Origin of the sequence: Ferrovibrio terrae, from assembly GCF_007197755.1 — a bacterium.
Lineage (GTDB): Bacteria > Pseudomonadota > Alphaproteobacteria > Ferrovibrionales > Ferrovibrionaceae > Ferrovibrio > Ferrovibrio terrae.
Genome location: NZ_CP041636.1, coordinates 2,970,223 through 2,982,447 on the forward strand (window position 1 = coordinate 2,970,223; position 12,225 = coordinate 2,982,447).

General features: G+C 64.2%; 11 protein-coding genes. 9 read left to right on the forward strand and 2 right to left on the reverse strand.

From position 1 onward, the window contains the following. Both FNB15_RS14420 and FNB15_RS14425 read left to right on the forward strand, forming a co-directional pair. Positions 1-1,779, forward strand: a complete 1,779-nt coding sequence (locus FNB15_RS14420) for a branched-chain amino acid ABC transporter ATP-binding protein/permease (RefSeq protein ID WP_144069375.1) — start codon at positions 1-3, stop codon at positions 1,777-1,779. Beyond that, entirely contained in the window at positions 1,772-2,479 is a 708-nt protein-coding gene (locus FNB15_RS14425) for an ABC transporter ATP-binding protein (protein ID WP_144069376.1), read from the forward strand. Before FNB15_RS14420 ends, FNB15_RS14425 begins: the two co-directional genes overlap by 8 nt. Here FNB15_RS14425 and FNB15_RS14430 read toward each other — a convergent pair. Next, positions 2,476-3,249: an IclR family transcriptional regulator gene (locus FNB15_RS14430; protein WP_185973562.1), complete on the reverse strand. Its 774-nt coding sequence runs from the start codon at positions 3,247-3,249 to the stop codon at positions 2,476-2,478. The genes FNB15_RS14425 and FNB15_RS14430 overlap by 4 nt on opposite strands. 57 nt (positions 3,250-3,306) lie before the next feature. Between FNB15_RS14430 and FNB15_RS14435 the strand changes: the two genes are divergently transcribed. The 5 genes from FNB15_RS14435 (at position 3,307) to FNB15_RS14455 (ending at position 7,940) form a co-directional block, all read left to right on the forward strand. Further along, entirely contained in the window at positions 3,307-3,939 is a 633-nt protein-coding gene (locus FNB15_RS14435) for a nuclear transport factor 2 family protein (protein ID WP_144069378.1), read from the forward strand. Positions 3,940-3,990: 51 nt separating this feature from the next. Further along, positions 3,991-4,965 carry a Bug family tripartite tricarboxylate transporter substrate binding protein gene (locus FNB15_RS14440; protein ID WP_144069379.1) on the forward strand — a complete coding sequence of 325 codons (975 nt, stop codon included), beginning with the start codon at positions 3,991-3,993 and terminating at the stop codon, positions 4,963-4,965. 9 nt (positions 4,966-4,974) lie between these two features. Further along, the gene (locus FNB15_RS14445) at positions 4,975-5,442 is read left to right on the forward strand and encodes a tripartite tricarboxylate transporter TctB family protein (protein WP_144069380.1); all 468 of its coding nucleotides are present in this window, start codon (positions 4,975-4,977) and stop codon (positions 5,440-5,442) included. Beyond that, positions 5,439-6,944 carry a tripartite tricarboxylate transporter permease gene (locus tag FNB15_RS14450; protein WP_221932657.1) on the forward strand — a complete coding sequence of 502 codons (1,506 nt, stop codon included), beginning with the start codon at positions 5,439-5,441 and terminating at the stop codon, positions 6,942-6,944. The genes FNB15_RS14445 and FNB15_RS14450 overlap by 4 nt, the downstream gene beginning before the upstream one ends. A 117-nt stretch (positions 6,945-7,061) precedes the next feature. Next, on the forward strand, positions 7,062-7,940 hold the full coding sequence (locus FNB15_RS14455) for an FkbM family methyltransferase (RefSeq protein ID WP_144069381.1): 879 nt from the start codon (positions 7,062-7,064) through the stop codon (positions 7,938-7,940). On the opposite strand, the gene FNB15_RS14460 is transcribed toward FNB15_RS14455, so the two are convergent. Beyond that, positions 7,937-9,187, reverse strand: a complete 1,251-nt coding sequence (locus tag FNB15_RS14460; protein WP_144069382.1) for a glycosyltransferase — start codon at positions 9,185-9,187, stop codon at positions 7,937-7,939. The genes FNB15_RS14455 and FNB15_RS14460 overlap by 4 nt on opposite strands. A gap of 267 nt (positions 9,188-9,454) precedes the next feature. On the opposite strand from FNB15_RS14460, the gene FNB15_RS14465 reads away from it, so the two are divergent. Next, positions 9,455-10,894 carry an aminotransferase class I/II-fold pyridoxal phosphate-dependent enzyme gene (locus FNB15_RS14465; protein WP_185973563.1) on the forward strand — a complete coding sequence of 480 codons (1,440 nt, stop codon included), beginning with the start codon at positions 9,455-9,457 and terminating at the stop codon, positions 10,892-10,894. After that, positions 10,891-12,222 (forward strand): hypothetical protein, encoded by a 1,332-nt coding sequence (locus FNB15_RS14470; protein ID WP_144069384.1) that lies wholly within the window; start codon positions 10,891-10,893, stop codon positions 12,220-12,222. Before FNB15_RS14465 ends, FNB15_RS14470 begins: the two co-directional genes overlap by 4 nt. Positions 12,223-12,225: the final 3 nt, after the last annotated feature.

Below are 12,225 nucleotides of genomic sequence, written 5' to 3' on the forward strand. Positions count from 1 at the left end.
ATGAACAAGGCCATTGTCTCCGGCATCCTGGCGGCCGGCATCGCTTTAGCGACACTGCCCTGGCTCGGCGCGCCGGCCTTCTGGGAATCCTTCCTCTATCTGCTGTTCCACTGGATCATCCTCGCGGTGTCGTGGAACATCCTGTCCGGCTATACCGGCTACTTCTCCTTTGGCCATGGCGCGTTCTTCGGCGCCGGTATCTACGGCACGGCCTATCTGGCCGGCACCATCGGCTGGCCTTTCCTCGCGACGCTGCCCGCCGCGGTGCTGGTGGCTGCAGCACTTGGCGTGGCGCTGGGCGCTGTCGTGTTCCGTGTCGCCAGCGTGCGCGGCGAGCTGTTCGCGTTGCTGACGCTCGCCGTCACCTTCGTGCTGGCCACCATCATCCTCAACACCAAGATCGATGGCGGCCCCGGTATCTACCTGCTTGGCGTCGATATCCCCAGGCTCGGCCCGTCGCCGTCAGCCTCGCTCTACATGCTGGGACTGGTGGCCGCGATGGTCACGCTGCTGATCTCCTACTGGATCTATGCCTCCAAATTCGGCTCGGGACTCTTCGCGATCCATGACGACGAGGACGTCGCCGAGGTGATGGGCGTACCGACCTATCGCTTCAAGCTCTACGCGCTGGCGATTTCCTGCGGTCTGGCCGGTCTGGCCGGCGGTATCCATGCGGTGTTCATCTCTTATGTCACCGTCTCGGAAACCTTCTCGATCACGGTGCCGCTGTCGGTGGTGCTGATGAGCATCCTGGGCGGCAGCCGGCACTGGATCGGCCCTGCCGTTGGCGCGGTCTTCATCACCTGCCTGCTGTATTTCTTCACCTCGGGTGATTATGCCGTCTTCGGCCGCGCCATGGTCGGTCTGATCCTGGTGGTGGTGATCCTGTTCATGCCGACCGGCGTGCTGGGCGTGTTCACCAACTGGCGCCATGCCCGGCGCAAGCAGCAGGTTACGGTCGAACCGCCTCAGGAGCATCACTCGGCGCATGACGGCGTGGGGGGGCAGGCGGCACCAGTGGTGCGGCTGGCCTCCAGGCCGGTGATCTCGTCCGAGCCACTGCTGCAGGTACGCGGCCTGACCAAGGCCTTCGGTGGCATGAAAGCGCTCAACGATGTGACGCTGGAGGTCCGCAAGGGCGAGATCCTCGGCCTGATCGGGCCGAACGGTTCGGGCAAGTCCACCTTCATCAATGTGGTCAGCGGGCATTTCAAATCGACTGCCGGCGAGATCGTCTTCGATGGCAGGACGCTGACCGGGATGGATGCGCATCGCTTCGCCCAGGCTGGCATCGCGCGCACGTACCAGATTCCGCGCCCCTTTGGCCAGATGACCGTGCTGGAGAATGTTGCGATGGTCGGCATGTTCGGCGGTGAAGGCCTGAGCCGCGCCGAGGCGACGAAGCAGGCCGAGGAATTCATCGCCTTTGCCGGGCTGTCGCATCGGGCGCATGTCTTGCCCGAAGACCTCAACCTGCACCAGCGCAAGTTCCTCGAACTGGCGCGTGCGCTGGCGGCGCGGCCCAAGCTGCTGATGCTGGACGAGGTGCTGTCGGGCCTGACGCCCAGCGAGATCAACGAAGCCATCGAGATGATCCAGCGTATCCGTGATCGCGGCACCACCATCATCTTCGTCGAGCATGTGATGCGCGCGGTGATGGCCTTGACCGACCGGATCGTGGTGCTGAATTACGGCAGCATGATCGCGCAAGGCAACGCGGTGGATGTGATGAACGACGACCAGGTCAAGGCGGCCTATCTGGGGAAAGCCCATGCTTGAGGTCAACAACCTGAAAGTCGCCTATGGCGCGGCCCCCGCGCTGTGGGATGTCAGCATCAAGGTGCAGACCGGTGAGCTGGTCTGCGTCGTCGGCCCCAATGGCGCCGGCAAGACCACGCTGATCAACACGCTGGCCGGTCTGAACCGGGCCTCGCAGGGCAGCATCGTATTCCACGGCAACGATGTGACGCGGATTGCCCCGCATAAATTCTGCCAGGCCGGCATCGCCATCGTGCCGGAAAGCCGCCGGCTGTTTGCCGGTATGACGGTGCTGGAGAATCTGGAGCTCGGCAGCTACCTGCCTGAAGCGAAGGCGCGCCGGAAGGACACGCTGGAGCAGGTCTGCGAGTTGTTTCCCGCCGTGCGCCAGAAACTGCCGATGCCGGCAGGGTCGTTGTCGGGCGGCCAGCAGCAGATGGTCGCCATCGGGCGCGCGCTGATGGCGCGACCGAAGCTGCTATTGCTCGATGAACCCTCGCTTGGTCTGGCACCGTCTATCGTCATGGACATGTTCGATGCGATCCGCCGCATCAATGCCGACGGCCTGTCGGTGCTGCTGGTCGAGCAGAATGTCAGCATGGCGATGGAAATCGCCAAACGCGTCTATGTGCTGGAAGAGGGGCGCATCGTGATGGAAGGCCCGGCTGACGACCTGATGCGCCGGCCTGAAATCCGCAAGGCCTATCTCGGCCTCGACTAGCGCTGACCGAGCCCAGCCTTTTCGATAGTCCCTGCGAGTTCCCCTGCCGCAGCCCGCAGGCGCTGGCGGATCGCGGCGGCACTCGACTTGGTGAAGCGCACGCTGGGTACCGCCAGGTTTATGCTGCCGATCAACTCGCCCTGTACCAGTACGCCCGCGGCAACGCCGGTGATGCCAACGGTGAATTCCTCGCGCGCATAGGCGAAGCCTTCCTCGCGCGCCTGCCGGATCTGATCCCAGACCTGTTTGGCGCTGGTCAGCGTCTGCGGCGTAAAGCGCTCGAACTGCACATTCGCCAGATAGGCTTTGATGTCGCGGTCGCTCATATGGCTCAGCGCTATCTTGCCTGAGGAAATCGCATAGAGTGGGGCCATCTCGCCGACGCGCATGGTATAGGCCAGCGCCTGTCCGCCGGTTTGCGTGGCAATCGCCGTCACATGCTCGCCGTCGCGGATGTAGAAGCCGGTGGTTTCGTTGGTCTCCTGGCTCAGCTTCTGCAGCATCGGCAGCACCAGTGTCTGCAGCGGCGGGGCAGGGCGGCCGCGCGCCAGTTCGGCGATCCTGTCGCCCAGCCGATAGCGTGCGGTGGCGTCGTCCTGCTGCAGATAGCCGCGCGCCACCAGATTGCCCAGCAACTGGAACAGGCTGCTGCGCGGAATGCCCAGCACGGTCATCAGCGTAGAGAAGGATGCATGGCCCTTCGCGACCGCCTCGAGGATGTCGAGAACGCGGTCGGCGGACTTGACAGTCGTGCCGGCAGGCTGTTTCATAATATGAACCAGTTTATATATGTGAACCTGCGAAATCAAGCAGGATGGAGGAAAAGAATGACCACCGAGCGCGAAGACCGTCTCGCCATTGCCGACCTGCTGCAGAACTGGGCGATGTGGCGCGATGCCGGCGACTGGGAGCGCTTCCGCACGGTCTGGCATGACGATGGCTGGATGATGGCCACCTGGTTCCAGGGCCCGGCCGCCGATTTCATCCGCGTCAGCCAGGAAGGCTGGGCCAAGGGCGTCAGCATCCTGCATTTCCTCGGCGGCATTTCCGTCGACCTCGCCGGCAACCGCGCCATCAGCCAGACCAAAATGACCATCTCGCAGCGCGCCAATGTGCATGGCGTGATCTGCGACGTGGTCTGCACCGGCCGCTTTTACGATTTCCTCGAGAAGCGCGACGGCCGCTGGGGCGTGGTGCTGCGCCAGCCGATCTACGAGAAGGACCGCATCGATCCGGTCGATACCGCCATCGTGCCGAAGATCAACGCCGGCAAGCTCGCGGCGCTGCCGGGAGGCTATCGCCATCTCGCCTATATCCAGGAAGAGATTGGCTACAAGGTGAAGCGCGACATGCCGGGCCTGAAAGGGCCGGAGGTGGAGGCGCTGTATCGCCGCGGCGCCACCTGGCTGCGTGGTGAAGTCGTCACCCCGCAGATGCTGATGCAGCCACTCGCGGCCTGAACAAAGGCATAAACGCCACGGATATAAATCCGGGCATCGGAGGAGGAAACCATGAAGAAGATTGCGTCCACGTCGTTTGCCCTGGCCATCACGGCCACGGCTCTGTTGGCTGGCTCGGCCTTCGCACAAGCCTGGCCCGACAAACCGGTCCGTATGGTGGTCGGCTTCGGCGCCGGCGGTGGTACCGACATCATCGCGCGCATCGTCGCCCAGCCGCTGGCCGAAATCCTTGGCCAGCCGGTGGTGGTTGATAACAAGCCGGGTGCTGGCGGCACCATCGGTGCCGATTTCGTCGCCAAGGCGCCGAAGGACGGCTCGACCATCTTCATGATGAATAACGGCCATGCCGTGTCGGCTACGCTGTACAAGACGCTGCCGTATGACTCCGAGAAGTCGTTCGCGCCGGTCTCGATGGTGGCGACCATGCCGCTGCTGATCGTCGCCAACAAGGATATTGCCGCCAATGACGGCAAGGGCCTGATCGACCTGATCAAGGCGCAGCCAGGCAAGGTTCGTTTCGCCAGTGTAGGTGTCGGCAGCACGCAGCATTTCGCCGGTCTGGTCTTCCGCAGCATGAGCGGTGGCGAAATCCGCCATATTCCCTATCGTGGCACGCCCGCCGCCATCGCCGCGGTACGCGGCGGCGAAGTCGAGCTGCTGTTCGAAGTGGCGGCACCCGTCGTCGGCCAGATCAAGGGCGGCGAACTCAAGGCGCTGGCGGTCACCTCGGCCAAGCGCTTTCCCGGTCTGCCCAACGTGCCCACCGTCGCCGAGGCTGGCCTGAAGGGATATGACGTCACCACCTGGTACGGCCTGGCTTTCCCGGCCGGTACGCCGGACGCCATCATCTCCAAGATGAATGCTGCTGTGAAGACCGCACTCGACAGGCCCGAAGTGCGCAAGCAGGTCGAGGAAGCCAGCTTCCTGCCCGAGACCAGCACGGTGCAGGCTTTCAGCACGCATCTCGGCGCCGAGATCAAGCGCTGGGGCAAGGTGATGCAGGACGATGGCATCCAGCAGCAGTAATCTGGCGGCATGGCGCAGCAGCAGCTTTCAACGGATGTGATCACGGGCGGCCTCCTGCTCTTGGCAGGAGGCGGCCTGCTCGCCCTGACCTGGCAGTATCCCAGCGGCACGCTGTCGGATATCGGGCCGGGCATGATCCTGCAGCTGGCTGGCACCAGTCTCGCTGTGCTGGGTGTCCTCATGCTGCTGCGCGGATGGCGGCAGATCACACCTCAGAGAGTAGAGACAATACCGCGCCGCCTCGTGCTGCGGCCCTTCGTGGTGCCTGCGGCGATGGCGGCCTTCGGCCTGCTGCTGCCTTGGCTCGGGCTGGCGCTGACGGCGGCGTTCACGGCTTTCGCTGCCAGCTTCGGCTCAGCCGGTCTGCGCCTGCGTGAACGGCTCATTACGGCATTTGCGCTGGCGGCCTTCGTTACGCTGCTGTTCGGCTATGGCCTGCGCCTGCCGGTCTCGGTTTGGCCAGGATTTGCCGCATGATGCAGTCGCTGCAGCATTTCGTATCCGGCCTGGGTATCGCCTTGCAGCCGGAAAACCTGCTGTTCTGTTTTCTCGGCGCGCTCTGCGGCACGCTGATCGGCGTGCTCCCCGGTATCGGCCCGGTCGCCACCATTGCCATGCTGCTGCCGGTTACCTTCTACCTGTCGCCGGTGGCCGCCCTGATCATGCTGGCCGGCATCTACTATGGCTCGCAGTATGGCGGCTCGACCACATCGATCCTGATGAAGGTGCCCGGCGAGTCCGCGTCGGTGGTCACCTGCCTCGACGGTTACCAGATGGCGCTGCGCGGTCGTGCCGGCTCGGCACTGGCGATCGCAGCACTGGGTTCGTTCTTTGCCGGCATCGTCGGTACCATGCTGAATGTGCTTTTCGGACCGGAATTCGCCCGTATCGCGCTGGCCTTCGGTTCGGCGGAATATTTCGGCCTGATGCTGCTCGGGCTGTCGATCTCGATCGCCATGTCGTCGGGCGGCATGCTCGGCTCGATTGCCATGGTCATCGTCGGCCTCGTGCTGGGCAGCATCGGGCGCGACATCAACACCGGCTATGGCCGGCTCACCTTCGATATTCCCGAACTGTCCGACGGCGTCGGCTTCGTGCCGCTTGCGGTCGGCTTGTTCGGCATCGCCGAAGTGATGCGCAATCTGGCCGGCGGCGAAGGCAGCGGCAACATGGTCAAGGCGGTTGGCCGCCTGTGGCCGTCGCGCGAAGAAGCGCGCCGTGCCGTGCCTGCCGTGCTGCGTGGCACGCTGCTCGGCACCATCCTCGGCATCCTGCCGGGTGGTGGTTCGATCCTCGCGGCCTTCACGTCTTACGGACTGGAACGTCGCCTGTCGCGCCGGCCGGAGGAATTCGGCCACGGTGCCGTTGAAGGCCTGGCCGGACCTGAATCGGCCAACAATGCCGCCGCACAGGCCTCGTTCATTCCGCTGCTCACGCTCGGCATTCCGCCCAATGCGGTGCTGGCCCTGCTGGTCGGCGGCATGATGATCCACGGCATCACGCCGGGCCCCACCGTGATGACCGAACGGCCCGACCTGTTCTGGGGCCTGATCGCCAGCATGCTGCTGGGCAATATCATGCTGGTGATCATCAACCTGCCGCTGGTCGGCATCTGGGTGCAGTTCCTGAAGGTGCCATATCGTCTCATGTTCCCGGCGATTTTCCTGTTCTGCTGCATCGGCGTCTATGGCGTGAACGGAAGCGTCTTCGAGGTCTATCTCGCGGTCGGCTTCGGCCTGCTTGGCTATGCGATGTCAAAACTCGACCTCGAACCAGCGCCGCTGGTGCTCGGCTTCGTGCTTGGTCCGCTGATCGAGGAACACCTGCGCCGTGCGCTCAGCCTGTCGGATGGCGACCTCACGGTATTTGCCACCCGTCCGCTGGCTGCCACGCTGATCGTGCTGGCGCTGCTGGTGCCCTGCCTGGTGCTGTTGCCGCAGTTGGGCTCGCGCCGGCGCGAGATTTTCCAGGAAAACTGAAGCCGCGTGTCAGCCGTGGGCGGGCCGTCAGTCCCGTCGGCCGTGACGGATCATGCGCTTGTCACCGGACGCCTGCCGGGCAGGCTTTATCCTCCCCGGTTGAGCGAGGAGACACACATGCTGACAGAAAATCCCACCACTGTATCGTCCAAGGCTGGTTTTCCCGGCGCAGCCCTGCTGCGCGACGGCAAACGCACCCTGCGGTCGCTCTGCCCGCAATCCGTGCTGAACTGGCGCGAGGAACAGTTCTACCTGCGCTATGGCGAAGTCGAACTGCACCTGTTGGGCCTGCTGTGCGATCCTCAGCGCGACGCCATTGATGTCGGCGCCAATGACGGCTGCTACGTCCACTTCATGCGCAAATATTCCCGCATGGTGCATGCCTTCGAGCCGATACCGTCGCTCGCCGACGCACTGCGCGAGAAATTCGAGAGCAAGGTGACCGTACATCCGGTGGCGCTGTCGCACGAAGCCGGCGAAACCGAGTTGCGCATTCCGGTGGTGGACGGCGTGGCGGTGACCGGCTGTTCCACCATTTCGGACGGGGCCTCCGCCACCTATCCCGGCTTCACCACGATCCGCGTACCGCTGGATCGCCTTGATGCGGTCTATCAGGGCGATGTCGGCTTCATCAAGATCGACGTCGAAGGACATGAGCAGGCCGTGCTGGATGGCGCTGTCGGCACCATCCGCCGCTGCCAGCCGCGCATGCTGGTCGAGGTGGATGAACGGCTGGCGCCGGGCGGGCTGGCGCGGGCGCGCGGTTATTTCGATGAATTGGGCTATCGCGGCTATTTCATCGCCGATGGCGGGTTGCATCTGGCCAAGACCTTCTCGCCGGCGAAATACCAGCGGCCGGAAAACCTGCCGGATCTCACCGCGCCGCTGACCGAGCGCCAGCGTTTCGGGCGCTATGTCTACAACTTCATTTTTCTGCCGGAGAATGAAGCACCGGACCTGCCGCACCGGATCGCGGAAAAGCTCAAGCGCCTCTAGTTGGCGCCTGTAGTCGACAGCGGTAAGGGCGGCGGCCCGGCCAGTATGCCGGCATCTCTCCGGCTCCCGCGTCGGCGCTGTGCATCGCGCAGCACATGCAGCAGGAAACTGCCGATCTCGCTCCAGTCGAATACGCGATCGCAGGCTGCATAGGCGGCTGCCTGCTGTGCATTCAGGGCAGGGATGTCGTCGACTGCATCGGCAACGCCCTGCGCCAGCGCGGTATGGCTGGCGTAGTCCTGGATTGAAACACCGTTTACCAGCGGCGTGCCGGGCACCGCGCCCTGCATGGCGAAGATCGGCACGCGATGGAAGACGTAGTCCAGCGTCTTGAGCTTGAAGCCACCGAGCAGATCCGGCACCAGCGCGATGCGTGCTCCGGCCAGATAAGGCCGGATATCTGACACGCCGCCGGTGAAATCGACAGCGGGATACTGCGCGGCGAGGCGGGCGAGATAACCTGCTTCCGTCTGTCCCACGATCTGCAGGTCGATCTTCTCCTGCTCGAAGATCGGCACGGCAGCGGCAAGGAAAGCTTCCAGGCTGATCCGCTTTGGCAGCCAGTCGAAGCTGCCGACGATGACGGCGCGGCGCGGCAGGGATGCGTCGATCTCGCGCTGGCTACGGCTGCCACCATAACCCGGCCGCAGCAGCGCCACGGAGGGCGCACGCGGGTCGGAGGCGAATTTCTCCACGTCCTCTGGGGTATTCGCCGTGGCGAGATCGGCATGGCGCAGCAGGCGGCGTTCCAGCCGGTTGACCTTCACGGCATCCAGTCCGCGCAGCAGGCGGCGCGGCAGGCTGCTGTCCTCATGGGCAGCGATATGCCGGGCGACGCTCTGTTCGTGGTTATGCGATAGATAGACGAGTGCAGTTTCCGGATTGCGCTGCTGGTAGCGCAACACGTCATCAAGCGCCCAGCCGATAGCGATGCTGTCGAACACGATGGCATCCCAGCTTTCCGCAAGGCATGCGGCCAGCGTCCGGCGCAGACCCGGGCTGCGGCTGCGCGAGGATACCTGCGGCCAGGGCGACAGCAGCATGCCGACGGAAGCTCGCGGCGTCTGTTGAGCCAACCGCCACACGATCTGCGGTGTCGTCGGGCGCGTGGCCGTCTCGCGCGCCAGTGCAGCGACAGTGAGTGTCGCGCCGGCTGCTGCCAGTGCGGCAATGAGGCCGCCTGAATAGATGTATTGCCCGTTGGTGCGGGGCTCAGGGTCGGCAAGGGTGAGCCACAGGCATTTCATATGGCCTCCTGACGATTCGGTGTGGTCGGGGGATGACCACGGCCAGAAGATTGGCCCCGAGACGTAATGGCGGCCAGTGATCAAAAAGGGTCGGCGGCAGCCCGGGCGCTATTAAATTTCCTAGGAGGACGAGCCTGCTTTGCATCGCAATACGCATAACGCCTGCGCTGACACCGGCTAGTCACTGGTTGCAATAGGGATTCCGGCGGATCGTCGGTGGGCAAGAGCAGTGAAACCGTCGAAACGCTTCTCGGGAGGATAACGCCGGTGCTGGCTACGGAAGAAGAGCAGGATTTCTTGTCCTACACGTGCGAGCGGTCGGACAGCGTGCTCGCCGCCATCGAGAAATGCCTCGACAATGGCGTCGGGGCCTGCGTGGTGGTTGACGAGGGCAAGCCGGTAGGAAATGTCTCGCTGGATGATATCAGGCGCGCCATCCTGGATGGCAGCGCAATCCGCGAGCCGCGGCTGGAACCGCTGGTCAGTCGCATGGCAGATCCGCTGGCCAATGGCCAGCTGCGTAACGATGTGAATGTCGATAACAGGATTCTCAGTCCGATCGTTACCGAAAACGGCTATCTCAGCGGCATCAAACTGGATCGCGGCGAGCAGTATGTCCAGATCGCGCATCCCGACCTGACGCGGCATGAATTCCGCGCCGTGCTGGACGCTTTCATCTCTTCATGGGTGTCGAGCAAGGGTACCTATATCGGGAAATTCGAGGAAGAGTTTTCCGCCTTTGTCGGACTTCCGCATGGTGTGGCGGTGTCGAACGGCACCACCGCGCTGCATCTGGCGCTGGTCGCGCTTGGCGTCGGCCCGGGCGACGAGGTGATCGTGCCAGACCTGACCTTTGCCGCGACCATCAACGCGGTGCTCTATTGCGGCGCCACGCCGGTGATCGTGGATATCGATCCGCAGAGCTGGACCATGACCGCGGCGGGCTTCGCGGCTGCCTGCACGCCAAATACCAAAGCGGTGATCCCGGTGCATCTGCATGGCCGCCCGGCCGAGATCGGTCCTATTGCCGAACTGGCGCACAGTCGCGGCATCTTCGTCATTGAAGATTGTGCCGAGGCTCATGGTGCCACCTATGAAGGTACCAAGGTCGGCAGCTTCAGCGACATCGCCTGCTTCTCGTTCTTTGCCAACAAGATTGTCACCACCGGCGAAGGCGGCATGTGCCTGACCGCCTCCGACAGCCATGCGCGAATGCTGCGTGAGCTGCGCGACCATGGCATGATGCCGGGCAAGTCCTACTGGCACGAGCGGGTCGGTTACAACTACCGCATGACCAACCTGCAGGCGGCGATCGGCCAGTCACAGATCTGGCGCATCGACCGTATTCTCGACCGCAATCGCAGCATCGCCGAACGCTATCGCCGTGCACTCGACGGCATTCCAGGTATTGCCTTCCCGCCGACGCTGCCCGACGCCTGTGGCAGCGTGGTCTGGCTGACCTGCCTGCAGGTGCCGGCGCATCTGCGCAGCCATCTGATCGCTGCGGCCCATATGGCGGAAATTGAAATGCGGCCGTTCTTCCATTCACTGTCGGCCATGCCGCTTTACGAGAAATACGCCGGCGATTGCCCGCATAGCCGCGCCTTGTCGGAAACCGGTATCAACCTGCCGACCTCGCGCTCAGTGGACGAGCAGGTAATCGAGCGCGTTGCCACCCTGATCCGGAAAGTGATGGAGGCTGTGTGACTCTGCCATCGACCATCATCCTGGGCGGCGGGCCCGGCGGTACCGGCCCGCTGGTCTGGGCCGCGCAAACAGGTCTTCTCGATGCCTGGCTCGATCAGGGCATCGTGCTGGTGGACAGTCAGCCGAAACTCGGCGGCATGCTGGGCCGCTACGCGATCAATTCCGATACCCTGGGCGCTGCCTATCTCGAATGCCTGGAGGCCGGCGGCGCGCATGCTGTCCTGCGCGAGATGCGCGCCGATCCGGTGGTGCAGGAGATGCAGGCCTACCGCAAGGGCTTTCCGCCGCTGTCGCTGGTCGGGCGTTTCATGGCCCGCCTTGGTGCCGGGCTGCATGACGTGCTGGCGCGGCATCCGCGTTGCGCGGTACTGAGCAGCACCACGGCGCGATCGGTGACCATGCTGCCGGATGGCAGCGTGAAAGTGAAGGCGACCGGTAAGGTCGCGCGCGGGCACAGGCTGCAGGGCCGTTCGGTGGTTGTGGCGCTGGGCGGCACGCATCCCGTGCCGTTTCCAACCTACAGAGGTGCCCTGCCTGCATTGCCATCCGACACCATCCTGACGCCGGCCGGTCTGTACCGGGCCGCCGAAATACTGCGGCAGGCAAAGCAGCCGCGCGTGGTGGTTCTGGGCGGATCGCACAGTGCCTATTCGGTGGCCTGGGCGCTGACGCATCTCCTGGGCGAGGAAGCAGTGCCCGGTCTTGAGATCGTGCTGCTGTCGCGCCGCGAGCCGCCGGTTTTCTATGCCAGCGCGGCCGCAGCCGCAGCCGATGGTTACGTCTTTGTTGACGGTGATATCTGTCCGCGCACCGGCCGGGTCAACCGTCTCGGCGGCTTGCGTGGCAACGGCCGGGAAATCTGGCGACAGATGCGGCATCACCCGGGCAGCCTGCGGGTCCGCAGCCAGAATGAAATGGAATTGTCGGCCACGGAGCTGCGCGCGCTGCTGACTGAAGCCGCCCTGCTGGTGCCGGCTTTCGGCTACCGCTCGCGGCAATTGCCGGTTCTCGATCATGCCGGTGCTCGTGTTGCGCTGCAGACCGATCCGACGCTGCCGGTGGTGGACACCGAGTGCCGGCTCTGTTGCGCCGACGGCAGTGTGCTGCCGAATCTGTTCGGCATCGGCCTGGGCACGGGCTTCCGTCCAACCGAGGCGATGGGCGGCGAGCCGAATTTCACCGGACAGGCCAACAGCCTCTGGCTTTACCAGAATGACATCGGCGCTACGGTGTTCAGGGGTGTACAGCAGGCCATGCTGGAGCGGCGGCCAGCGCCAACGCGTTCGACAGCCGCGACGGCCCTGGGCGAGGCGCTGGCCTTCGGCTAGATC